Below are 23,801 nucleotides of genomic sequence, written 5' to 3'. Positions count from 1 at the left end.
CACCTTTGGGAGGCGCACGCTGATGCGCGACGCGTCCGGTCAACAAGAAAATGGCCAGCTGGGCGTTACCAGGCTGGCCACGATCGATACGATGCTGGCGCTGCCTTACTTGGCGTGGATCACGCGGCCGCCGCGCACTTCGCCGAACACCGTGTTGTTGAAGTTGATGGCTTCGTGGTCGGTCTTGGTGTACGGCTTGTCGTAGGTGGTGACGACGCCATCGACCTTGGTATTGAGGTTCTCGAGTGCGGCGACGATCTTCGGGCCTTCGGTCGAACCGGCCTGCTTGATGGCCGCGGCCAGCAGCAGGATCGAGTCGTAGCCCTGGGCTGCCGACACCGCCGACGGCATGCGGCCGCCCGGCGGGTTGTAGGCCTTGACGTAGGCGTCGATGAAGGCCTTGCGCTTGGGCGTGTTCGGATCCTGGATGAAGGTCTGCGGCATGCGCGTGCCTTCGCCGTTCTTGCCGGCGTTGTCGACGAAGTTGGCCATGGCCAGCGTCCAGCTGCCGATCATCGGCACCTTCCAGCCCAGCTTCTCCATGCCGTTGGCGATTTGCGCCAGCTCGGGGCCGATGCCGTAGGTGAGCACGGCCTCGGCGCCGGCCTGCTTGGCCTTCAGCAGCTGCGAGGTCATGTCGACGTCCTGCAGGTTGTATTTCTCGATCGCGACCGGCTTGATGCCTTTCTTGTCGAGCGCCTTTTCCAGGTCGGCGCGGCCGAGCTGGCCGTAGTTGGTCGAGTCGGCCAGGATGGCGACCTTCTTGAAGCCGCGGCGGCCGATCGCCTCGTCGACGATCATTTGCGACTGGATCTGGTCGCTGGCGGAATTGCGGAAGACGAAGTTCGTCGGCTGGGTGGCGAATTGCTGGGTGATGATGGAACCCGTGGCGACGTTGTTGATGACGGGGATCTGCGCTTGCTGGTAGAAGCGCTGCGAAGCTTGCGCGACGCCGGTGTTGATGTAGCCGACGGTAGCGACGACACGTTCCTTGTTGATCAGCTCCTGGGCGATCTGCACGCCGCGTTCGTTCTTCGCCTCGTCGTCGCGTTCGATCAGCTGGATCTTGCGGCCGAGGACGCCGCCGGTGGCGTTGATTTCGTTGACGGCCAGTTTGACGCCGTCACGCATCGACACGCCCATTGGCGCCGAACCGCCCGTGAAGGGGCCCGAGACGCCGATCTTGATCGGCTCCTGCGCCATGCCGGACATCGAAAAACCCAGTGCTACCCCTGCAACCAATGCCTTCAACTTGAAATTCATTGCCGTCTCCGTAGTGTGTTTTTGGTCGTGCCGTACGCCGGGCAGCGGTGGAAAAATGCCACCTGGGTACCCATCGACCAATCGATTGTAGATTAGCAATTGATCCGCAGCAAACGATTGCTATGACGCATTGCACCATGTACAACAGATAATAAAACGTAAGAAAACGGTAAGGAAACACGCGTATAAAGCGCACATTAAAAAAGGCCGCACATGTGCGGCCTTCCTGTTTTGTTGCATGTTTGCGGCAGGGCGATGACGCCGCTGCCATGCCGCTTACGGCTCAGCGGCGGCGGTAGCCGCGGTGGTGATAGCGGTGTCCGCCCCAGCTCTTGCCGAAGCTGAAGCCCAGGCCGATCGAGACCGGCGGATACCAGTACGGATCCTGCACGATCACGGGCGCCGGCGCATAGATCGGCGGCCCATACACCGTCTGTCCATACGGCGGCGCGGCACCGTAGACCGGCCGGCCAGGGACGACCGGGGCCGGATTGACGGCCACATTGGAGCTGGTGACGACGCCGGCATCGCCGGCACGCTCGCCGGTACCGAGCGGTACCGGGGTCACCGAGACGACCTGCCAGCCGTTCGGATCGGCCGGCTGGGCGTAGGCGCGCGAGCCGTAATTCGCCGGGCCGGGGCCTGGCGTGGCGCAGCCAGCCAGCGTGGCCAGCGACGCAAGAACAAGAATGAGTTTTTTCATGGCGGTTCTCCTGATGACCCCATGATAATTTGCTCCTGTCCATGTTTGGTGCGGAATTACAGCTTGTTACACCTGGCATACCGAAACGATCGGGCAAGGATGCGTAGGGTGGGCGCCCCGTGCCCACGCATGAACGCCGCACCGCATTGGCTTTAGAGCGCCTGACAAAACAAAGCGACGCTCGCTTTGCGACCGCCGCCATGGCCGCGTTGCACCGCCTCGCCGTACCCTCGTACTGTCTTCGGCGCTGCGCCTTGCCCTGACGGTTTTGTTAGGCGCTCTTAGTCTAAGAAAGACCACGCCAACACGGTGCAGCCCTTACGCGTGGGCACAGGGCGCCCACCCTACATCCCGGCGCAGCTTAGCTGGTCTCTTCGGCGGCAGTGGTATTCGTGGACAGGAAAGGCGCCAGCGGCACGGCATTGGCGATCGCCTGGTAGCCGGCGTCGCTCGGGTGCAGATGGTCGCCACTGTCGTAGGCAGCCAGGACGCGCGTCGGCCGCGCCGGGTCGCGCAGGGCCGCCTCGACGTCGAGCAAGGCGTCGAATTCACCGCTGGCGCGCATCCAGTCGTTGACGGCGCGCCGCACCCGTTCGCGCGCCGTCGTGTAGTAGACGAAGCCCTCGAAGGGCGGCAGCGTCGCCCCGATGATGGTGATGTCCCGCGCCTGGGCGCGCGAGATCAGCTGGCGGTAGCCGGCGATGAGCTCGTCGGCCGGGATCGGGTTCGAGCCAGAGCTATAGCAGATGTCATTGATGCCGATGAGCGTAATGAGGTAGCGCACGCCGCTGGTGGCCAGCACGTCGCGGTCGAAGCGCTCGAGCGTGGCATAACCGGCGAGCAGGGCATTCGGGTAGTCGGTGAGCATGGAGTTGCCGCTGATCCCCCGGTTGACGACGCCGATGCGCCCGGCGCTGCCCAGGGAGGATTGCAGGCGCCGCGCCAGGTAGTCGGGCCAGCGCCGGTTGGCGTTGCTGGTGCTGCCCTGGCCGTCGGTGATCGAGTCGCCCAGGGCCACCAGGCAAGGCACGGCGGTATTCACGTCGACCTCGGTGAGGAAGGGCCAGGACGACAGCGTGCGCGAGACCGGCATCGAGACGCTGGAGGTATAGTCGCCGCCGGGCGACACATAGCTGATCTGCAGCGCCGCGTTGTGCAGCGTCGTGCCTTGCACACTGCCGGACAGATACAGGCTGATCGCCAGGTCGGCCTGGGCCGGCACGACGAAGTCGAGCGGGTCGGAGACGGCCGGCGCCCGCGCCGGAATCGTCACCGAGGTCGCGCCGCCGAAGCGCAATTCGCGCAGGCTGGACTGGTTCACGGCCGCGCCGCTGGAACGGAGGGCGATGCTGGCGCGGCCGATGCGCAGCGGCGCCGATCCCATCTCGTTGGACACGCGGATGCGCACCCGGCTGCCGCCGATGCTGGTGCGCACGATCAGGCGCAGGGTCTGGCTCGCATAGGTCTGGATGCTGCCCGACGGCGGCGGCCCGGCCGGGGCCGCGCCCCAGGTGCCGCACCAGCGGATGCCGCCGCCCGTCTGGGCGCGCACCGGCAAGGCCGGCACCGCGAGCGAGGCTGCCAGCAAGGGGCCCGCCTTCAGGAAATGGCGACGGCGTGGGGCCCCATCGGCTGACGCGGCCGGTAAAACCTGTTTCATGATCGACGCTCCAGGGAAGGAATTGAATATCAATCCAATCTAGCCCTGGGAGGGCGGTCGACTCAAGGGATGCACATTAGAGGGTTTGCGTTTGCGCAGATATTGATGAGAATTCGCTTGCGGTTCAGCAATTGTTTGTTTGATTCAATGCGCGTGGGGCATCAAGTGCGAGTCCGCGAGATCATGGCGCGATTGCTTGCGGTTGGATATAGGGTGGGCGGGTCTCCCGCCCACCCTATGGCCTGCTGCATACGATGGTGGTATTCAAGTCGCCAGCACCGCCAGCACCCCATCCAGCCCGCTGAAATTGAGCGCCACATCCGCCTGCGTCCGCACCACCGGCTTGGCGCGGAAGGCGACCGACAGCCCGCCCACGGACATCATCTTGAGGTCGTTGGCGCCGTCGCCCATCACGATCGCCCGCGCAGTCGGCACGCCCAGCTCGGCGCAGACGCGCTGCACGGTGCGCATCTTTTCCTCGGCATCGACGATGCCGCCCACCACGCGTCCGGTCAGGCGGCCGTCCTCGACTTCGAGCACGTTGGCGTGCGTGTAGTCGAGGCCCAGGCGGGTATTCAGGCGGTCGGTGAAGAAGGTGAAGCCGCCCGACACCAGCAGCGTTTTCAATCCGGCCGCCTGCACCGCGGCGAGCATGCGCTCGGCCCCCGGCGACAGGCGCAGGCGTTCTTCGTAGACGCGTTCGAGCGCCGCCGCTTCCAGACCGGCGAGCAGGGCGACGCGGCGCGTCAGGCTGGCGGCGAAATCGAGTTCGCCGCGCATGGCCGCTTCCGTGATCTCCGAGACCTGCGCCTTCAACCCCTGCATGTCCGCGATCTCGTCGATGCATTCGATCGTGATCAGGGTCGAATCCATGTCCATCGCCACCAGGGAAAAATCGGCCAGCGTGCGTCCGGGCGCGATGAAGGTCGCGTCCACCTGCGCGGCCAGCGCGGCCGCCTGCACGGCCGCGACGACGTCCGGCGTGGCGGCGACGCCTTCCGCGCGCAGAGCGGCCGGGGAGAGCGGGGAAATACGTTCGGCACCCGCCAGGGCGGCCAGCGCATGCAGGTCGTCGGCCGCCGCGTGCGGCCCTTGTAATATCAGGTTCATTCCCTTGTTCCCATCTTCGCTCATGCCAGCAGTTGCTTGATCGTTTGCTTCACCTGCAGCACGCGCGCCGCCAGGTCGGGCATGGCGGCCGTGATGCGCAGCTTGTCCTGGCCGGCCAGCTTGATGTGGCGGTTCTTCTGGATCAGGGTGATGATCTTGATCGGGTCGATCGGCGGCTTCTCCATGAACTGCAGGTTGGCGGCCTCGCCGTGGGCGTCGATCTTGACGATGCCGACGGTCTTGGCCGCGATGCGCAGGCGGTGCGTTTCGATCAGCGCCTTGACCTGCTCGGGCAGCTTGCCGAAGCGGTCGATCAGCTCTTCCTGCATGTCGTCGATCTTGCCCTGGCTTTCGCAATTGGCCAGGCGTTTGTAGATCGACAGGCGCTCATGGACGTCGCCGCAGAAGTCGGCCGGCAGCAGGGCCGGGACGTGCAGGTTGATCTCGGTGGTCGAGGACAGCGGCGCCGCCAGGTCCGGCTCCTTGCCGGCCTTGAGCGCGCGCACCGCCTCGTTGAGCATGTCGGAATACAGCTGGAAGCCGATCTCCAGCATCTCGCCGGACTGGTTCTCGCCCAGCACTTCGCCGGCGCCGCGAATCTCGAGGTCGTGCATGGCGAGATAGAAGCCGCTGCCCAGTTCCTCCATCGCCTGGATCGCATCGAGCCGGCGCTGCGCCTGCTTGGTCAGGTTCGACACGTCGTTCACCAGCAGATAGGCATAGGCCTGGTGGTGCGAACGGCCGACGCGCCCGCGCAGCTGGTGCAGCTGGGCGAGGCCGAACTTGTCGGCGCGGTGCATGATGATCGTGTTCGCGGTCGGCACATCGATGCCGGTCTCGATGATGGTCGTGCACAGCAGGATGTTGAAGCGCTGGGCCACGAAATCGCGCATCACCTTTTCCAGGTCGCGCTCGTGCATCTGGCCGTGGGCGACGCCGATGCGCGCTTCCGGCAAGAGTTCCCTCAGCATCGACAGGCGGTTCTCGATGGTGTCGACTTCGTTGTGCAGGAAGTAGATCTGGCCGCCGCGTTTCAGCTCGCGCAGGCAGGCCTCGCGGATGACGGAGCCGTCCTCGCTGCGAACGAAGGTCTTGATCGCCAGGCGCTTTTGCGGCGCGGTGGCGATGATGGAAAAGTCGCGCAGGCCCTCTAAAGCCATGCCCAGCGTGCGCGGAATCGGCGTCGCGGTCAGGGTCAGCACGTCGACTTCGGCGCGCAGGGCTTTCAGCGCCTCTTTCTGGCGCACGCCGAAGCGGTGTTCCTCGTCGATGATGACCAGCCCCAGGCGCGTGAACTTCACATCCGGCGACAGCAGTTTGTGGGTGCCGATCACGATGTCGAGCGTGCCGTCGGCCATGCCCTTGATCGCGTTGTTGATCTCCTTCCCGGTACGGAAGCGCGAGAGCTCGGCGATCTTCACCGGCCAGTCGGCGAAGCGGTCGGCGAAGGTTTGCGCGTGCTGCTCGGCCAGCAGCGTGGTCGGCGCCAGGATGGCGACCTGCTTGCCGCCCATGACGGCGATGAAGGCGGCGCGCAGGGCGACCTCGGTCTTGCCGAAGCCGACGTCGCCGCAGACCAGGCGATCCATCGGCCGGCCCGAGGTCATGTCCTTGATGACGTTGGCGATCGCTTCGGCCTGATCCGGCGTCTCGTCGAAGCCGAAGCTCTGGGCGAAATTCTCGTAGTCGGTGGCGGAATATTCGAAGGAGTGGCCGGTGCGCGCCGCGCGCCGCGCGTACAGGTTGAGCAGTTCGGCCGCGGTGTCGCGCACCTGCTCGGCGGCCTTGCGTTTCGCCTTGTCCCACTGGCCGGAGCCGAGCGAGTGCAGCGGTGCGTCTTCGGGCGAGGTGCCGGAGTAGCGCGAAATCACGTGCAGCTGCGAGACTGGCACATACAGCTTGGTGTCCTTGGCGTACTCGAGATGCAGGAACTCCATCTCGCCTTCGCCCAAGTCCATCGAGATCAGGCCCATGTACCGGCCGATGCCGTGATTGATGTGCACCACCGGGTCGCCGATCTTCAGCTCCGACAGGTCGCGCACCATCGACTCGACCTGGCTGGAGGCTTCCTGCTTCTTCTTGCCGGCGCGCCGGCCCGAGCCGGCATACAGCTCGGTCTCGGTGATGAAGGCGATGCAGCCGCTCGATTCTTCCAGCAGCTCGAAGCCGGCCTGCAGCGGCGCCACGCCCAGCGCCAGTTTGGCATCGCTGGCGCGCATGCCTTCGAAGCCTTCGACCGGCGTGACGTCGAAATGGTATTCGTTGAAGTACTGCTGCAGGGTCTCGCGGCGGCCGTTCGACTCCGCGCAGATCATCACGCGGCAGCCGGTACGGGCGATGAATGCGCGCAGCGGCGCCAGCGGGTCTTCCAGGCGGCGGTTGACGGCGACGTCGGGAATCGGCGCCGACAGCTCGGAGGCCGGCGCATTGGCGTCGCGCGCGATGTTCCAGCGCCCGTGCGGCTTGGCGCAGGTGAAGAACTGCTCGCTCGACAGGAACAGTTCGCGCGGCTCCAGCAGCGGGCGTTCGCGGTCGCTCTTCAGGAAGCGGTAGCGCGATTCGGTGTCCGTCCAGAAGCGCGCGATGGCCGCGTCGATGTCGCCCACCAGGGCCAGCGGGCTGTCCTCGGGCAGGTAATCGAACAGGGTCGCCGTCTCTTCGAAGAACAGCGGCAGGTAGTATTCGATGCCGGCCGAGGCGATGCCGCTGCCGATGTCCTTGTACACCGGAGACCTCGACGGGTCGCCTTCGAAGCGCTCGCGCCAGCGGCTGCGGAAGCTCGTGCGCGCCGCTTCGTCCATCGGGAATTCGCGGCCCGGCAGCAGGCGCACTTCGCGCACCGGATACAGCGAACGCTGGGTGTCGGCGTCAAACGTGCGGATGGTCTCGATCTCGTCGCCGAACAGGTCGAGGCGGTAGGGCAGGGCCGAGCCCATCGGGAACAGGTCGATCAGGCCGCCGCGCACCGAGTATTCGCCGGGCGACATCACCTGCGACACGTGCGAGTAGCCGGCCAGGGTCAGCTGGGCCTTCAGCTTCGCTTCGTCGAGGTGCTCGCCCTGGCGGAAGAAGAAGGTGTACGCGGCCAGGAAAGATGGCGGCGCCAGGCGCACCAGCGCGGTCGTCGCCGGCACCACCAGCACGTCGCACTGGCCGTTGCGGATCTCGTGCAGCGTCGCCAGGCGCTCGGACACCAGATCCTGGTGCGGCGAGAAGGCGTCGTAGGGCAGGGTTTCCCAGTCCGGCAGCAGGTGGCAGGCTAGCTTGCCGTCGGCGAACCAGGCGATTTCGTCGAGCAGGCGCTGGCCGTCGCTGGCATTGGCCACGACGACGGTCAGGATGCGTTTTTCAGCTTTGAAGGCAAGGCCGGCGACCGCCAGCGCATAGGCGTCGGACGAACCCGCCAGGGCGGGCAGGACGAAACGGGTACCGGGTTTCGGGAGGTGCTTTTTGAGGTCGAAAGGCATGCAGACGTGCGCTCTGGATTCTGGCCGTTGGGTCGTTCATTATAGACGAACCCACACGGCCACGCCCCGCACGCGGTGCGTGGCTCAGCGGCGCTCAGCGACCCCGTGCGGCCAGCAGCACGCCACCGAGGATGATGCCGAAACCGGCCGCGTGGTAGAGGCGCGGCGCTTCGCCCAGCAGCGGCCAGGCGGCCAGGGTCGCGAACAGCGGGATCAGGTAGACCGACAGGCTGGCGCGCGCCGGGCCGGCGATCGCCACAAGGCGGTCGAAGCAGAAGTAGGCGCCCAGGCTGGGCACGACGGCCAGGAAGGCCAGCGCGAAGTACAGGCGCGGATCGTTGAAATTGGCGACGTTCCCGAGCGAGGCTTCGAGCACCGCGAACGGCGCCAGCACCAGCGCGCCGCCGCCGATCAGCGCGGCCAGTTTGACGGTGCTCGGCAGGTGCGGCAGCGGCAGGCGTTTGCCCAGCACCGTGTACAAGGCCCAGCCGCAGGCGGCCAGCACCACCCACAGGTCGCCCGTGCCGAAGGCGAGGCCGCCCAGGGCCGCCACGTCGCCCTTGGTCAGCACGACCAGCACGCCGAGCACGGCCAGCAGCATGCCGCCGGCCTGCTTGCGCGGCAGTGGCGCCTTCCAGATCAGGGTTTCGAGCAGCATCACCAGCGCCGGACAGGCGGCGAAGATGATGGCGATGTTGGCCGCACTGGTCTGGCGCGCGCCGATGTACTGAGGCCCGACGGCCAGGCCCATGCCGAGGCCGGCCAGCAGGATCAGGCGCGGGAAGTTCGCCATGATCACGTGGCGCAGCGCCCACAGGCGCGGGCCGACGGCCGGCAGCAGGATCGCAAAGGCGAGCGCCCAGCGCCCGAAGGCGAGGAACAGCGGCGGCAGCGCTGCGCTCTCAGCCCAGCGTGCGACCAGCAGGTTGGCGGCGAACAGGGCGGGGGTGATCAACATGAGCGGCAGTTCGGCATTGAGGGAATCATCCCGGTAGCCCGATCCTGCGCGTGAAACTGCTTCTGACACAAAAACTCCGAATTCCGATTGCTGCGTTGCGGGAGAAGGGCTGTCCGGATAGTGAGAATCCGCTTGTTTCTCCAGCGAAGATGGCGAACCAGGATTTTACTGCGGCGCACAAAAAATTTTCTTTCGTTCACCCGGCGGATTAGGTGCAGGCATGGATGGTTCTTCTCTCTATGGACTAAAATGAAGAAGAATTATCCATACGCATTGGTATAGACAGGAGGAGCTGTATGAAGGAAGGCGTACTCGACGAGATCGACAGGAAGATCCTGCGCACGCTGAGCCGCGACGGGCGCATCAGTAACCAGAAGCTGGCCGAGACCGTGAACCTCTCGCCCACGCCTTGCTGGCACCGGGTGCGCGCGCTGGAAGAGGCCGGTCATATCAGCGGCTATGTCGCCGTGCTCGACCAGCGCACGCTGGGTTTGCCGGACACGGTGATCATCGAAGTCACGGTCGACCGCCACGACGACGAGATCTTCCAGGCCTTCTCGGACGCGCTGGCCGACCTGCCGGAAGTGATGGAAGCGTATTTGCTCTCGGGCGAATACGATTACCTGATCAAGGTGGCGGTGTCGGGCACGGAAGGCTACGAGCGCTTCCTGCGCCAGAAGCTGTACAAGCTGCCGGGTGTGAAGCACACGCGCTCGACGTTCACCCTGCGCTGCCTGAAGCGGACGGTGTCGGTGACGCCGTAGGACGCCAGCGCCTTTGCAGCTCTTCGAATCGCGGCAACTCTGCTACTTCGCCTTCTTCTTCAACGCATCCAGTTCCATGCGCATGGCCCCGCGGTCGCTCTTCGCCGTGGCCAGCTGCGCCTGCAGATCCTTGACCTCTTGCGCCAGGCTGTCGCGCGCGGTGGTGGCGCCGACCAGTTCCATTTCGGCGGCGAGGCGCGCATCCGATTGCGCCGACGAGCTGGCCACGCTGCGCTCGAGCTGGGCGCGCAGGTCGGCCAGCTGGGCGTCCTTGCCGTCGATCGCCAGCTGGTCCTTGGCCTTGCCGACCAGGGCGTCCATCGCGATCTGGCGCGCATTACGCAACTCGGCCGTCAGGCGTTCGATTTCCTCACTGCGCTCCTCGGCCGCGGCCTGGGCGGCGTCGCGGGCAGCGGCCGCACTGTCGATCTCGGCCTCCAGGCGCTCGCTCTCGCCGAGGGCAGCCTCGAGCTCGGCCTCGTAGCGGCCGAGGGCCGCGCGCGCACCGAGGCCGGCTTCTTCGGCGTGCTGCTGCGCCCACTTCGCCAGCTCGGCGGCCAGGGCGGGCGGCAGGACGGCCGGCGCCGGCTCGGGTACCGGTTCATGTTCGGCGCGCCAGGCGAGCAAGTGGCGGGCAACCGCCGTCGGAGAGCCGGCGTCGAGCGCATCGACGAGGGCTTCGAGCGTGACGGCATTGCCGGCATCGCGCAAGCCGGCTGCGGCTGCGGCGACGTCGTCGAAGGTGATGTCCTGGCGTGAAGATTGCGTGGTCATGGGGCGAAAAAGGAGGGCTGTTGACTGGTTCCGTATGATACCCGGCGCCCCTGCGCGGCGGCGTTCCCGCGGCCTCGCGCCCCTCGTATGCCTGCTGAATCCGCCTCCGGTTGTGGTGTTATTGCCTCAAAGTAATAAGGTGTCATTATCAAGCTGGCACCGAGGCCGGCACCGATGCCGGCACAGGCACCATTCCCAACCCGACAATACCGCTTCGAAGATCGCGCCCCCAACGGCTGCGCACCAGCTTCATGACCACGCCGGTATTGCCGAGCAGGGCCAGGTCGAAGGGGTTGCGGTTGGCCGCGACCAGCTGCTCGGTGCGCAGGTTCCTGCCGATCACGAACAGGCTGCCCTGTGGGGAGTCGCTCGTCCGGCTGGAATAATCGCCGAACACATAGCGGTCGCGCAGCGCCGCCGCCGTTGCCCAGCGCGATGTAGAGCATCTGGTCGCTGCCGAAGGCAATCGCGCCGCCCTTATGCGAAGGATCGGGTTTGTCGATGCGCATCAGCTCGCATGCGCTGGATGGATCCACGGCGCTGTTACGCTTGCCGGGACGCCTGACCCGCCATTCGGTGACCACGCTCTGGCAATTCGGCGCCACCCCCGCCGCCTGGGTGCTGAAGTCGGGATCGGGGCGCACCAGCTGCGATCAGATTAAAACAATCCCTGCGTCGTCCAGCTCCGCCTGCGCGGCCTGCAGGGTCAGGCAGACGACGTGTTCGATATGGTCGAGTACGGCGCCGTCCACGGCCGGGGTGCGCAGCGCATGCAGCATGCGCGCCGAGTCGCCGCGCTCGCCGCGCCGGCGCAGCCATTGGCGCATCAGCGACTTGCGTTCGCGCGCCAGGCGCCGCCGCTTCAGGATCGAGCCGCCGCCCGCGCGCCGCTGCGCCCGCATCAGGCGCATCGCGAACAGCAGCCGTTCGCGCAGGTGCGCATGCTGGAGCGCGCCGAGCAGGGTCTGGCAGTGCAGCATCAGTTCGCTGTTGGCCAGGCGCCACTGCGCCAGTGCGTGCTCCGGCAGGCCGGCGCCACGCTGGCGCGCGTCCTCGGCACCGATAGCGTCGAGCAGGTGCGCCAGCATCCTGGCCTGCAGCGCGAAGCCCTGGATGCGCTGCACGCCCTGGAGGTCGTCCATGGCCGTGTACTGGCGCTGTGCTTCTCCCAGCGCCGCTTCCAGGCCGCGCTGCAGCGTGCGCATGCTCGTCATGGTCGCTTGCGCCATCGCATCGGCCGGCTCGCTCAGCGCGTCGGCGAAGCGGCCGAGCGCCGCCGCGGCGCTCTTCTGGCCGATGGCCACCGACAGCAGGCCGCCGCGGTCGAGCATCGGCGCGGGCGAACCGCGCTCGCGCCAGCCCGCGCCGAGCTGCTGCAGGTCGGCGAAGGCATCCGGCACTTCCTCCAGCAGGCAGTCGCCCGCATCGAGGTCGTTCGGCGAGACATTCGCGGGCGCGCGGCTGTCGGCGAACAGCGGCAGGCCGAGTTCAGCGTAGTAGAGCGCGACCAGCTCCGAACAGAAGGAACCGGGTTCGCCGCGCGTCTTGCGCAGGCCGTCGATCAGACCCATGACGCCACGCGCGGCCGGCAGGGCGGCTGCAGGCAGGCCGGAGGCGTCGACCAGGCGCCGCAGGCGCGAATAGGCGCGGCTGAAGTGCGCATCCTGCAGCGACTGGCTGGCCGCCTGCAGCCGTTCGCGCGGCAGGGCGGCGATGCCCGGATGGCGCAGCAGCTTGTAGGCGCGCGGGTTCCCGGGCAGGGCATACGCGAGCAGGGTCGAGAAGGTGGCGGGGTTCTCGAAGGCGCGCGGCACCATCGGCGTGAAGCCCACGCCCAGGCCGTCGGCCTCGGCCAGGATCACGCCGTCGAGGCCGAAGCCGGGATCGAAGTCGGAACCCGATACGGGCAGCCACAAGGCCGCATGCGAGAAGCGCCCGCCCGTCACGGTCACGATCCCCTCCGACATCAGCGAGTCGCCGCGGGTCAGGAGCACGTCGCCGGGCCGCACGGCCTCGAAGTCGAGCAGGGCGGATGGGATGGCGGGCGATTCTTCGGCGTCTTCGATGTCCTGCCGTTTCAGTGAGTCCATGAAATGCTCCCGGTGCGTGGAAAACACCACGCTAGCAGCATCGGGCGCGCCGGACAAGCTGTCAGCTCAGCCAGTATCGCGCGCGGCCGGCAGCGCTCCATATTGAAGGGGCAACGTTAACCCGGCTAACCGCACGCTTCGTCGTATTGCAACCACAAAGTGCTTCACGGCAACTAATTTCCGGTATTCTGGCGGGCTGATTTTTCCACGGATTCCCGATGCCGATCTACCGCGCAGTGCCGAAACAAGACCATGTCGAGGGCCAGACCAAACAGCGCCATGCCGGACGCCGCCTGCCGGCGAATATCCCCTATCTCGTCGATAACCTGTGGGAGCTGGCCCGTCCCGACGGGCTGCCTTCGCGCCGCCACGCGGTATATGCAAGCCCGACGCCGGAGCTGGCCTTGCAGAACGCCTGCGCCGCGGGGCCGGAGCGCGACAACTACCTGGTCTGCCGCCTGGAGTTCGACGCCGCGCCGCCGATGATCCAGCTGTCGGTGGCCGACGCGCGCCTGCATGGCGACGTCGCCAACCTGCAGCGCGAAGTGAACCGGCTGCTGGGCCGCCGGGCCGACGATTCCCTGGCCGACAAGCTCGCTCTGGCGCCGCTGTTCCTGCCCGGGATCGGCAAGCAGGAGCTGCGGGCGGCCATGGACGCCGACCCGGCACTCGACGCGCTCGCACGCGCGGCAGCAGCGCAGGTCACGCTCTGGTCGGATCGTGCGGCCGCCGACGGCGAGTTCTTCTTCGAGATCGCCCCCGAGAATACTTACCGCCTGTTCCGCATCTGAACGAACAGCCGCAACCCCACTTTATAGGTTCGAACATGCTCGACAATGCAGCCCTGACGCGCTTTTGCGCGGAGTTTTTCGGTTATGGCGATCTCGCCGCGCCCATCTGGTTCATCGGCATGGAAGAGGGCGGCGGCGCCAGCGAGGAAGAGATCGCCAGCCGCCTCGCGACCTGGGCCGCGCAGGGGCAACCGCCGCTGGCCGACCTGCAGGCCTTCCACCTTGCCTTTGGCGACCACACCCGCCACGTGGAAGGCGCGCCCGTGCAGCGCACCTGGAAGGAACTCATGCGCGTCATGCTGATGCTGCAAGGTGCGGCAAGCGTCGACATCGAAGCGCTGCGCCGCTACCAGATCGATGCCTTCGGCCAGGCCGGCAGCGGCACGGCCCTGCTCGAACTCATGCCCCTGCCGAAACCGGCCCTGAACGCCTGGCCTTATGCAGAGTGGACGAATGCGGACGCGATGCCGTACCTGCAGACCCAGGCCGCCTACCACGCGCACGTGCAGCCGCAGCGCATCGCGGCGATTCGTCAGCTGATTTTCCAACACACGCCGCAGGCTGTCGTATTCTATGGCACCGGCTACCAGGCGCAGTGGGAAGCAATCTGCGGCGCGCCCTTCGCAGGCGAGGCCTACCCGCGCATCGCGCGCAATGCCGATACCGTGTTCCTGCTGCTGCCGCATCCGGTCGCGCGCGGCCGCATCGGCCCGCAGTACGGAGCGGCTGCGGAGCTGCTGGCTAGGATGGGCATCCCGCGCGGGCCGGCCGACGACGCCGTCGCGGCCTGAACATCGCAAACAAGGGACAGCATGGAACACATCGTCTTGCTGGGCGACTCGATCTTCGATAACGCGCCCTATGTCAGCGCCGGCAGCGAAGTGCTGTCGCAACTGCGCTCGCGTCTGGGGCCGCGCCACCAGGTCTCCTTGCTGGCGCGTGACGGCGATGTGCTGGCCGACGTCGCGCGCCAGGTCGCGCGCCTGGGCTATCTGGATACGCCGGCGACCTGGCTGCTGGTCAGCTGCGGCGGCAACGACGTCCTCGGCCTGCTCAATGAGATGGGGCGTCCGGTACCGACGGTGCTGGCGGCAACCGAACTGCTGGCAAGCTGGCAGGCGGATTTCCAGCGCGACTACCGGCGCATGCTCGACACCGTGCTGGCGCACGGCAAGCCCACCGCCGTGGCGACCATTTACGACAGCGTGCCTGGCCTGGCGCCCGGCCTGCGCACGGCGCTGGCGGTGTTCAACGACGTCATCGTGCGCGAAGCCACGCTGCGCCGGATGCCCGTGCTCGATCTGCGCGTGGTCTGCAGCGATCCGGCCGACTACGCGCCGGTGTCGCCGATCGAACCCTCGGCACAGGGCGGCGCCCGCATCGCAGCGGCGATCGCGGAACTGGTCGGCACCCACCACCCGGCGGCGCCGAACGCGGTGCTGTACGGCGCGGCGACGGGCTTCCCGAAGAAGTAGGCCCCGATGCGCATCCTGTCGACAGCGCGCGACTACTACGACCGCAGCCTGGCCCTGGCCCCGGGCCAGGACGATGCCATCCAGTACCTGCGCACGCGCCGCGAACTGGCCCCCATGCCGGACACGCTGCATGTCCTGATGCGGGAGGTCTCACGCGCCTGGCCGTGCGCGCCGGTCGAGACGCGCCGCGGATCGATCGAACTCGCCCCCTTCCTGGTCGCGTTTTGCGGCAAGCTCCATCGCGGCATCCACGCACGCCACACGCGCCGCGGCGAGGCAGCGGACAGCGAGGTGCGCCTGTTCTACGGCTGGGACGAGCTCGAAGCCTGGGCTGGACAGGACAGGATCGCTGCGGCGAGTGCGCCCGAACGGCGCCGGCGGGCGGCGTCCGACAGGTTTGCGCAGGCCTGGCTGGCGGCGCAGGGGACGCTTGAACTAAATCAGTTCCTGATCGGAGAGGGCATCGTCATCCTCACCTGTTTCGAAGCGGGCGAACGCTACTGGATTGGCAGCGGCGCTCAAGCGAAAGGGATCTATCCGGGCGGCGCCTACCGGGTCGTCGTCGACGATACGCTGGGGCCGCTCGGCTTCGGCCAGGTCTTCGATGCGACGCTCGCCTTCCAGGAGATTGAGATGTACGTGTCGGGCACCGTGGCCGAGGCCGCGCCGCCGCCGCTGGTGCTGAGCGAGAAAGACCGGATCGCCCAGCACGGCTTCGACAAGTGGTCGTTTCGCCGGCCGCCTGGATCGGGCAAATCTACCTAGTCGGGCGCGAGCGTCTCGCTTGCCGCTGTGTGGGCTGGCGCCGCCGATTCCCGGTTCGCGATCCCGAAGGGCACGTGCACCATCGGGATCGTCCCGCCCGGCGCGGCGCGCAAGTGGGTCAGCTGGTCGTCGAAGAAAATGTGCGGCCGGAACACGGCCAGCACGCGCGTCTTGTCCATCCCGCCCAGGAAGAAGGTCTCGTCGGCCGAGACGCCCCAGCTTTTCAGGGTCGTCACCACGCGCTCGTGCGAGGGTGCGCTGCGCGCCGTGATGATGGCGATGCGCACGATGCGGCGGTAGCCCGGATCGCGGCGCGCTGCGCGTTCTTCCAGGCGCTGCAGCATCGCCAGCTTCTGGAACAGGCTGGCCAGCGGCCCGGGGCTGTGCGGACGTTCCATGTGCAGGGTTTCGTGGGCGTGGAAGCGATCGAGGCCGTCGCGCTTGAAGACGGTTTCCGATTCGTCGTCGGCCAGTACGCCGTCGAAGTCGAAGGCGACGCGCAGTTCCAGATCCTCGTCGCCGTCGTCGATCTGCGAGGGCAGCACCAGCCCGGCCGGGTAATTCACGGCGATGGCGCTTTTGACGTCTTCCTCGTTCGCGCTCAGGAACAGCGAGGCATTAAAGGCGGGCAGGTAGGAATAGGGCGACTTGCCGGTCATGAAGGCGGCGCGCGAGATGTCGAGTCCGTAATGCGCAATCGAGCGCAGTACCCGCAGCCCCGTCTCCGGCGAATTCCGCGAAAACAGCACCACCTCGACCGGCGACTCCTGCGGGAAGCAGCGGTTGATGTTCAGGACGCGGCGGATGAAGGGAAAGGCCACGCCCTTGCCGAGGATGGTGTCGAGGTGCCGTTCCTGGTAGACCCGGTATTCTTCCGGGCCCTTGTCGAGATAGACCTGGTGCGAGGCGGACAGGTCGAACAGGGCGCTCGAGGCGATCCCGATCACGAGTTTGTCTTCGATTTGAAATGGCATTCAGGCTTCCTGTGGCAGCAAGAGATCGAAACAGGGGCGCAGGCGCGGCGTGACGATGCGCCCCACCAGCGGGTCGTCGAAGGCGAGCGCGCCGGCGTCCACCAGCAGGCGCAGCTTCGCGAGCAGGTCGGCATTGTCCAGCACCTGCGCCAGCGCGCCGGCGTCCAACTGGCCGGCGTCGGCGATGGCGCCGGCCGCCGCCTCGGGCAAGGCCCATTCGCGCGCGATTCCCGCAGCCAGGCGGCGTGCATGCGCGAACAGGGCGGTGCGGAAGGCGTCCGAGCGCGGCAGTAGGTCTTCGTCATAGACCTGATCGACCACGCGAAAGGCGACCACCAGACCGACGTTCCCGACCAGGCCGGCCAGGTAGGCCTCGAAGGGCTGGGCGCCGGCATGGGGCGCGAGGGTGGCGGCGGCGAGCGCGCATTTCTCGGACTGCGCCCAGACCTGGGGCGCCACCCGCTTGGCGAAGCGCCCCGACTGCATGCCGATCACGGGCCGGAAAGCCACCCGCGCCAGCAGCATGCGCAGGCCGTTCTGGCCGAGCAGCATGAGGGCGCCTTCGATATTCCTGACCGGCGAAGGAGGCCGGTAGAAGGGGCTGTTCGCTTCGCGCACGACTTCGGCCACCAGCACCACGTCCTGGGCGACCACGCGCGACAGGTCGGCGTTCGAGACGCCCTCGTCGCGCAGGCTGCGCAGCAGCGCGGGGATCACGGCCGGCACGCGCGGCACCAGCGCGGCGGCCCGTTCGGGCGCCACGGCCAGGCGCGCGAGTTCGTCGAGGATCAGGCGTTCGGTGGCTTCCGGGGCGTCGGCGGCGGCACTGCCGGCCAGCATGTGGAAAAAGGCGGCGTCGACCTCGGCACGGTCGCCAGGCGTGTCGGCTGCGGGCGTGGACGGGACCGCGGGTGCCGACGGGAGTGGGCGTGCAGCCCTCGCCGCGGGCGGCGCGGAAGGAACCTGCTTCGAGGCGCCGCCGAACCAGCGCGCAAGCCAGTGTTTCATCGTCGGGAAGCCTCGGCCTTGGGAGAAAGTCCGATTCTACCTGACAAGTTTATGGATGAGGGAATGATGGACGCGGTCGTCCTTGGAGAAAAACAGCGGGCCGGCCGACCGGCCGGCCCAACGGCACGCAGGGGAAGCGTACCGCCTGGAACGCGATCAACGGCCGGTGCCGCTGCTGCCGGTTGGTGGCGTGGTGGTCGCGCCGGCCGGTGGCGTGGTCGAAGTGCCGGTGGCGCCGCTCGTCCCCATCGAGTTGGTGCTGCCGGTGGTGCCGGTGGTGCCCGATGCGCCCGTACCCCAGGCGCCCGAGCTGCTCGAGGTGCCGCTCGAACCGGTGGTCGGCGTGCTGCCGGTGACGCCGGTGGTCGGGTTGCCGCGTTCGGTCATGCCCGAGCCGCTGCCGGAGGTGCCCGAGGTGCTGGTACCCGACGAGGTGTCGGTGGTGCCGGTCGACTGGCAGGCGGCCAGGCTCAGGCCCATGGCTGCGGCGGCGATAACGCTCAGTACGGTACTTTTCATCTTGTTTACCCTCCGTGGATTGTCGAGATCTTCATCATGCGAGCGCACTGGAGCAATCGCTATAGGAAGACAGCGAGAGCGCATGTAGGAGATACCGGACAGTTAATGAAGAATCGTGAAGGGAACTTTAGCGGCGGTCGCCTGTATTGGCGGGCGTGGCGCCGGTGGCGCTGGTGGAACCCTTGACGTCGGCATTCGCGGCGTCCACGCCGCCGGTCGTGCCCGAGGTGCTGGTGGCGCCGGCGCTGCCGGTGCTGCCGCTTGTCATCGAGCCGCTGCTGCTGCCCGAGACGCTGCTGTCCATGGTGTCGCTGGAGGTGTTCGCGCAGCCGGCCAGGGCCAGTCCGGCGGCCAGCAGCAATGCGGTGATGGTGTGCTTCATGTTCGATCTCCCGTATTGATCAGAGGTTTCCATGATGCGACGCGCGCGGGGCGCGCGCCATAGGAACACGACTGCCGGCACTGTAGGACAGGCCGGACAGGGCGCTGCGATCAGGCCTGGCCGGGCGCGGCGAACCGGGCGCCGATCCATTCCACCAGCGCGCTCGAGACCAGCGGCCGGCTGAACAGGTAGCCTTGGCCCTTGGCGCAGGACTGGGCGCGCACCGCGTCGAGCTGGGCGGCGGTCTCGATGCCCTCGGCCACCGTGTTCATGCCCAGGCTCTGCGCCACCTTGACGGTGGCTTCGATCAGCACCTGGTGGTGGTGGCTGGTATCGGCCTTGCACACGAAGGAGCGGTCGATCTTGACCGTGTCGACCGGCAGCAGGTGCAGGCTCGAGAGCGAGGAATAGCCGGTGCCGAAATCGTCCAGCGCGAGCTTCACGCCCAGGCCCTTCAGTTCGTGCAGGCGCACCTGGATCTGTTCGTCCTGGGCCGCCAGGCTTTCGGTCACCTCGAGCTGCAGGCTGGCGGCCGGCATGCCGGTCTCCGCCAGGATGGCGGCCACCTTGGCCGTCCAGTCGGGCTGGGCCAGTTGGGCGCGCGACAGGTTCACCGCCATCAAGCGCGGCGCGCGTTCGCCCAGTTCGGCGCGCCAGCGCATGAAGTCGGTGCAGGAACGCGCCAGCACGAAGTCGCCGATCTGGTCGATCAGGCCGCATTCCTCGGCGATGCCGATGAAGTCGAAGGGCGGCACCAGGCCGCGCGTCGGATGCTGCCAGCGCACCAGGGCCTCGACCCCGGCCGCGTGGTCGACCGTGCCGTCCGCGGCGAGGCCGACCACTGGCTGGTAGACCACGAACAGCTGTTCTTCCAGCAGGGCCGTGCGCAGCTGGGCCTCGATGTCGGCGCGGCGCGCGGCGCGTTCGCGCATGGACGCTTCGAACACGACATGGCGGGCGCCGCCGGCGCGCTTGGCCTCGATCATGGCGATGCCGGCGTCGCGGATCGCCTCGTCGGCGTCGCCGCCTGCGCCGCCGTCCCAGTAGACGCCGATGCTGGCGCGGCAGGCCACCTCGTGGCCGCCGACGGTATGCGGGCGCGCCAGCGCGTCGAGCAGGCGCAGCGCCAGGCGTTCGGCTTCGTCGGGATGGCGCAGGCCGTCGAGCAGCACCACGAATTCGTCGCCGCCCACGCGCGCCACCAGGCCGGCGCCGCCGGCGGCCGGATCGATGCGGCCGTCGGCCGGCAGGCCTGCCGCGCGCATGCGGTCGGCCAGCGCCGCCAGCAGACGGTCGCCGACGGCGGTCAGCAACTGGTCGCCGCCGGCCTGGCCGAGCGTGTCGTTCACCTGGCGGAAGCGGTCGCAATTGAGGAACAGGAGCGCAAAGCGGTCGTCTACGCCCTGGCGGTCGAGCAGGCTTTGCAGCTGGTCGCGCGCCGCGGCGCGGTTCGGCAGCCGGGTCAGGGCATCGGTGCGCGCGGCGCTGCGCAGGCGCCGGCGCAGGTTTTCCTGCTCGCGCTGCATTTCCAGGGTGGCGTCGGTGATGGCCGCCATCAGGCGCTCGGGGTCGAGCTTCATGAGGCTGATCGACAGCACCTGCGGCGCGCCCGGCGCGCTGCGGCCTTCGCGCAGCGGCACGCGCAGGGCTTCGCAGACCACGCCCGAGGGCTGTTCGAAGGCATCGGCCATCTGCTGCAGCTGCGGCGCCACGCCTTCGAGCACGGCGAAGAGATTATCGAGGCCGCCGTCGCTGGCGAGCGGCATCAGCAGATTCGACGCCATCGGGTTGAGCATCTCCACCCCACCGTCGAGCTTCGTCTGCACGAGGCCGATCGGTGCGCGGTAGAGGAACTGGACGAGCGCCTCGTAGGCGTCGATCTGCTCAACCTGCATGGCGGCTTCGTGGTGGAGGGTTTTCATGCGTGGCTAGCTCCGGGTTCCAGGGGGAGACGCGGTTACGTCCCTGCGATTTGGCGAAGTACAGCGCCTGATCGGCGCGTTTGACGAGGGCATCGATGCCGAGGCCTTCGTCGTTCAGCACGGCGACGCCGGCGCTGACAGTGTAGGCGATCTCGAAGCCGTCGGCCGCCACCAGGCGCGTCGCCACCTGGGCGCGCAGGCGCTCGGCGCTGGCCAGGGCCTGCTCGATGCCGGTCGAGGGGAGCAGCACGGCGAATTCCTCGCCGCCCAGGCGCGCCACGGTGTCGACCGCGCGGAAGGTGTCGCGCAACACGTTGGCGAGGTCGCACAGGACGCGGTCGCCGGCCGGGTGGCCGTAGCGGTCGTTGATGTGCTTGAAGTGGTCGGCGTCGAAGACGATCAGCGCCAGCGAGCGCGGGGTATGGGCGGCGCGGTCGAGTTCGAGCTCGGCCGCTTCGAAAAAGGCGCGCCGGTTGGCCAGCTCGGTCAGGTGATCGCAGAAGGCGGCCTGGCGCCGCTTCTCGGTGGCGGCGCGCTTGTCGCTGATGTCGCGCAGGATCAGGCAAAAGGCCGGCGCGTTTGGATCGTCGCCGAAGGCTTCGCGATCGGGCAGCGGCGCGATCAGGGCGCTGCACCAGAACTGGCTGCCGTCGGCGCGCAGGCGCAGGCCTTCGTCCATGCTCCAGCCGTTGTGATCCGCTTCGCGAAGGCGGTCGAGAAGGTGCTCGTCCGTCATCGCGTCGCGCGGGTAGAAGATGGAATAGGGCGAACCGACGATGTGCTCGTCGAAGCCGGTGACGCGGGCGATGCTCTCGTTCCAGTCGCACAGGCGGCCCTGGCGGTCGAGCGCGGCCAGCGCATAGTCGCTGATGCGGGTCAGGATGGCGTTGAGCCAGGCGTCGCTCTGGCGCAGCTGGCGTTCGCGCCGCACTTCGGCCGTCACGTCCTGGATCACGGCCATGACGCGCGCCTCGTCGAGCTTCAGGAGCGTGAGCGACAGGATCTGCGGCGTGGCCTTGCGCAGGCCCTGCGGGCGCAGGTGGATGTGCAGGCCTTCGAAGACCATGCCGTTCGCGCGCGGGTACTCGCGGCACTGCAGGCGCAGGTCGGGCGCCACGCCTTCGAGCGCGGCAAAGAGGTTGGTCAGGCAGCCGTCGGGCGACAGCGGCATCAGGAGCTGGGCAGAAATCGGATTGATCATCACGATCTCGCCGTCGAGATCTGCCTGCACCAGGCCCACCGGGGCCAGGTACAGGAACTGCATCAGGGCTTCGTGCTCGGCGCGCAGGCTCTCCACGCTGTCGTCGACTGGAATCACCGGCGCTGCACCAGGACGTAGCGGATGGCGCTGCCGGCGCTTGCCAGCAGGCGCAGCTTGACCTTGACCGGACGCATGCGCAGGGTCAGGACGTAGTCGATCGTGTCGTCGAGTTCGCTGCCCTCGTCGAAGGCGTCTTCGAAACGCTGTGCGACCAGAAAATTGTTGAGGCAGGGCGCGACATTGGTGAACAGCGGCTCGCCGAGCACGCGCTGGGGCGACAGGCCGGCGGCCTGCGACTCGAAGGCGTTATAGCGCTGGACAACGGATTCGGCGTCGAAACCGATCACGCCGTAATCGAGCGTGTCGAGCTGTTCCTGGCTGCTTGCGTCGAGGGTTTCGGCCAGGCCGCGCGCATCGAAAGTCATCGTTTCACTCATCATTAGAGGTTCCCGCCTTGTCGGATGTCAGTTGGTTGATTTACAGAAACAAATGTTGGCATGTGCCAGCGCAAGTGTCAATCGTGCGCGCCACCGGTAGTCACAATAAATCGCGGGCTGTTGACAGAATAAAGCGCCGGCCGCACCATCGCCAGCCTTAATTTAGCGAAATGAAAACAATGGATCAGCCTCGGCATCCGCAATGGTGGCAGCACGGCCCGGCTTTGGCGCGCGTCGTGCGCGATTTGGTGGCCGCGGAATTGACGGCCGCACGGCCGGGCCGGGCGCTGGCGCCGCCGTCCGCCTGGCCGTTCGACGCCGACCTGGTGGCCGACTTCGGCGCCGACTCGCTGGATCTGATGGGCGCTGCCACCAGCCTGGCCGACCTGCTCTGCTTTGCCCGCGCGGGCAGGGAAGACGCGCTGCTGGCCCAACCCCGGCTCGGCGACTGGATCGGCGCGGCGCGGGCCAGCCTGGCGATCGACGACAGCCTGCTGACCTTCCGCACCTCCGGGAGTTCTGGTGCGCCCAAGCGCTGCGCCCATCCGCTGGCGCGCCTGTGGGAGGAGGTCGACGCGCTGGCCGAGCTGACGCCCGGACGCCGCCGCGTGTTCTCTGCCGTGCCGGCGCATCACATCTACGGCTTCCTGTTCACCGTGCTGCTGCCGCAGTCCGGCGCGGCGCCGCTGCCGGTGCTGGAATTGCGCGGCACGTCGCCCGCGGCCCTGGCCGGCCTGCTCGGCGCGGGTGACCTGGTGGTGGCCCATCCCGACTTCTGGGGGCAGGTGGCGGCGCTGGGGCCGCGCTTCCCGCAGGACGTGATCGGCGTCAGCTCGGGCGCGCCTTGTCCGGACGCCACGGCGCTGGCGCTGGCGGCGGACGGCCTGCGCCTGCTGCAGGTCTACGGCAGCTCGGAGACGGCCGGCGTCGGCTGGCGCTGGGCGGCGGGCGAGGCCTACCGGCTGCTGCCGTACTGGCGCCGCGGCGAGGCCGAGCATACGATCGAGCGCACATCCGCCGGCGCAGCGACCCGCTTCCCGTTGCAGGATCGACTCGAATGGCTGGACGACGGTCGCTTCGTGCCGACCGGACGCATCGACCAAGCGGTGCAGGTCGGCGGCGTCAACGTCCATCCGGCCTATGTCGCCGAGGTGCTGGCCATGCATCCCGGCGTGCGCGAATGCGTCGTGCGGCCGATGCGGCTCGACGAAGGGACGCGTCTGAAAGCCTTCGTGGTGCCCGCCGAGGGTGTGGCGCCAGCGGCGCTGCGCGCGGCGCTGGACGGCTGGATTGCCGAACGCCTGGCGCCGCCCGAGCGGCCGGCGGCCTATTCCTTCGGCCCGACGCTGCCGCGCCAGCCGGGCGGGAAGGCGGCGGACTGGATCATCGATGCCTGGGAGTGAAGGCAGACCACGAGCGCACGGAGCACAATGCTGCGATGCGAAATAATCAATTTCAGAATGACAATTTTAGTAGCG

22 protein-coding genes are annotated in these 23,801 nt (G+C 67.7%); 6 read left to right on the top strand and 16 right to left on the bottom strand.

Annotated features, from left to right (window positions below; translation table 11 throughout):
• Nucleotides 1-105: 105 nt before the first annotated feature.
• The 6 genes from ASF77_RS23105 to ASF77_RS23080 form a co-directional block, all read right to left on the bottom strand.
• Nucleotides 106-1,263 carry an ABC transporter substrate-binding protein gene (locus ASF77_RS23105; protein WP_056345513.1) on the bottom strand — a complete coding sequence of 386 codons (1,158 nt, stop codon included), beginning with the start codon at nt 1,261-1,263 and terminating at the stop codon, nt 106-108.
• 283 nt (nt 1,264-1,546) lie between these two features.
• Nucleotides 1,547-1,966: a hypothetical protein gene (locus ASF77_RS23100; protein ID WP_056345509.1), complete on the bottom strand. Its 420-nt coding sequence runs from the start codon at nt 1,964-1,966 to the stop codon at nt 1,547-1,549.
• A gap of 361 nt (nt 1,967-2,327) precedes the next feature.
• Complete coding sequence (locus tag ASF77_RS23095) at nt 2,328-3,626, bottom strand: SGNH/GDSL hydrolase family protein (RefSeq protein WP_082494038.1); 1,299 nt, start codon at nt 3,624-3,626, stop codon at nt 2,328-2,330.
• Between the two features lie 264 nt (nt 3,627-3,890).
• Nucleotides 3,891-4,736, bottom strand: coding sequence for a phosphoserine phosphatase SerB (gene serB, locus ASF77_RS23090; protein ID WP_056345503.1), 846 nt, complete (start codon nt 4,734-4,736; stop codon nt 3,891-3,893).
• Nucleotides 4,737-4,756: 20 nt separating this feature from the next.
• Nucleotides 4,757-8,203 carry a transcription-repair coupling factor gene (mfd, locus tag ASF77_RS23085; protein WP_056345502.1) on the bottom strand — a complete coding sequence of 1,149 codons (3,447 nt, stop codon included), beginning with the start codon at nt 8,201-8,203 and terminating at the stop codon, nt 4,757-4,759.
• Between the two features lie 94 nt (nt 8,204-8,297).
• The gene (locus tag ASF77_RS23080) at nt 8,298-9,161 is read right to left on the bottom strand and encodes a DMT family transporter (protein ID WP_056345498.1); all 864 of its coding nucleotides are present in this window, start codon (nt 9,159-9,161) and stop codon (nt 8,298-8,300) included.
• Nucleotides 9,162-9,457: 296 nt separating this feature from the next.
• Here ASF77_RS23080 and ASF77_RS23075 point away from each other — a divergent pair, with 296 nt between their 5' ends.
• Entirely contained in the window at nt 9,458-9,925 is a 468-nt protein-coding gene (locus ASF77_RS23075) for an Lrp/AsnC family transcriptional regulator (protein WP_056345495.1), read from the top strand.
• 42 nt (nt 9,926-9,967) lie between these two features.
• Here ASF77_RS23075 and ASF77_RS23070 read toward each other — a convergent pair whose 3' ends face one another.
• The 3 genes from ASF77_RS23070 to ASF77_RS23060 form a co-directional block, all read right to left on the bottom strand.
• A complete protein-coding gene (locus ASF77_RS23070) occupies nt 9,968-10,699 on the bottom strand; it encodes a DNA-binding protein (RefSeq protein ID WP_056345492.1) in 732 nt (243 codons plus the stop codon).
• 148 nt (nt 10,700-10,847) lie between these two features.
• Entirely contained in the window at nt 10,848-11,165 is a 318-nt protein-coding gene (locus ASF77_RS23065) for a hypothetical protein (RefSeq protein ID WP_156649003.1), read from the bottom strand.
• Between the two features lie 187 nt (nt 11,166-11,352).
• Nucleotides 11,353-12,789 carry a hypothetical protein gene (locus ASF77_RS23060; protein WP_056345488.1) on the bottom strand — a complete coding sequence of 479 codons (1,437 nt, stop codon included), beginning with the start codon at nt 12,787-12,789 and terminating at the stop codon, nt 11,353-11,355.
• A 218-nt stretch (nt 12,790-13,007) separates the two neighbouring features.
• Here ASF77_RS23060 and ASF77_RS23055 point away from each other — a divergent pair, with 218 nt between their 5' ends.
• The 4 genes from ASF77_RS23055 to ASF77_RS23040 are packed head-to-tail and all read left to right on the top strand — an operon-like array spanning nt 13,008 to nt 15,820.
• Nucleotides 13,008-13,580: a hypothetical protein gene (locus ASF77_RS23055; RefSeq protein WP_056345485.1), complete on the top strand. Its 573-nt coding sequence runs from the start codon at nt 13,008-13,010 to the stop codon at nt 13,578-13,580.
• A 35-nt stretch (nt 13,581-13,615) separates the two neighbouring features.
• Nucleotides 13,616-14,371, top strand: coding sequence for a hypothetical protein (locus ASF77_RS23050; RefSeq protein ID WP_056345482.1), 756 nt, complete (start codon nt 13,616-13,618; stop codon nt 14,369-14,371).
• Between the two features lie 21 nt (nt 14,372-14,392).
• Entirely contained in the window at nt 14,393-15,055 is a 663-nt protein-coding gene (locus ASF77_RS23045) for an SGNH/GDSL hydrolase family protein (RefSeq protein WP_082494035.1), read from the top strand.
• A gap of 6 nt (nt 15,056-15,061) precedes the next feature.
• Nucleotides 15,062-15,820, top strand: a complete 759-nt coding sequence (locus ASF77_RS23040; RefSeq protein ID WP_056345479.1) for a hypothetical protein — start codon at nt 15,062-15,064, stop codon at nt 15,818-15,820.
• On the opposite strand, the gene ASF77_RS23035 is transcribed toward ASF77_RS23040, so the two are convergent.
• The 7 genes from ASF77_RS23035 to ASF77_RS23005 all read right to left on the bottom strand — a co-directional run bounded on the left by ASF77_RS23035 (nt 15,817) and on the right by ASF77_RS23005 (nt 22,311).
• Nucleotides 15,817-16,794 carry a 5'-nucleotidase gene (locus tag ASF77_RS23035; protein ID WP_056345475.1) on the bottom strand — a complete coding sequence of 326 codons (978 nt, stop codon included), beginning with the start codon at nt 16,792-16,794 and terminating at the stop codon, nt 15,817-15,819. The two genes, ASF77_RS23040 and ASF77_RS23035, sit on opposite strands and share 4 nt — an antisense overlap.
• A complete protein-coding gene (locus ASF77_RS23030) occupies nt 16,795-17,802 on the bottom strand; it encodes an HDOD domain-containing protein (RefSeq protein WP_082494033.1) in 1,008 nt (335 codons plus the stop codon).
• A 156-nt stretch (nt 17,803-17,958) separates the two neighbouring features.
• Nucleotides 17,959-18,321, bottom strand: coding sequence for a hypothetical protein (locus ASF77_RS23025; RefSeq protein WP_156649002.1), 363 nt, complete (start codon nt 18,319-18,321; stop codon nt 17,959-17,961).
• Nucleotides 18,322-18,448: 127 nt separating this feature from the next.
• Nucleotides 18,449-18,703 carry a hypothetical protein gene (locus tag ASF77_RS23020; RefSeq protein ID WP_056345466.1) on the bottom strand — a complete coding sequence of 85 codons (255 nt, stop codon included), beginning with the start codon at nt 18,701-18,703 and terminating at the stop codon, nt 18,449-18,451.
• Between the two features lie 110 nt (nt 18,704-18,813).
• Entirely contained in the window at nt 18,814-20,625 is a 1,812-nt protein-coding gene (locus ASF77_RS23015) for a bifunctional diguanylate cyclase/phosphodiesterase (protein WP_229445556.1), read from the bottom strand.
• Complete coding sequence (locus ASF77_RS23010; RefSeq protein WP_229445555.1) at nt 20,588-21,943, bottom strand: sensor domain-containing diguanylate cyclase; 1,356 nt, start codon at nt 21,941-21,943, stop codon at nt 20,588-20,590. Before ASF77_RS23010 ends, ASF77_RS23015 begins: the two co-directional genes overlap by 38 nt.
• Entirely contained in the window at nt 21,940-22,311 is a 372-nt protein-coding gene (locus ASF77_RS23005) for a phosphonate transporter (protein ID WP_229445554.1), read from the bottom strand. The genes ASF77_RS23010 and ASF77_RS23005 overlap by 4 nt, the downstream gene beginning before the upstream one ends.
• 191 nt (nt 22,312-22,502) lie before the next feature.
• On the opposite strand from ASF77_RS23005, the gene ASF77_RS23000 reads away from it, so the two are divergent.
• Nucleotides 22,503-23,726 carry an AMP-binding protein gene (locus ASF77_RS23000; RefSeq protein ID WP_056345460.1) on the top strand — a complete coding sequence of 408 codons (1,224 nt, stop codon included), beginning with the start codon at nt 22,503-22,505 and terminating at the stop codon, nt 23,724-23,726.
• Nucleotides 23,727-23,801 lie beyond the last annotated feature (75 nt).

This window comes from Massilia sp. Leaf139, assembly GCF_001424165.1.
In the GTDB taxonomy this organism is placed as follows: domain Bacteria; phylum Pseudomonadota; class Gammaproteobacteria; order Burkholderiales; family Burkholderiaceae_D; genus Telluria.
Note: the sequence above shows the minus strand (reverse complement) of the source record. Positions and strands in the feature narration are given on the sequence as shown.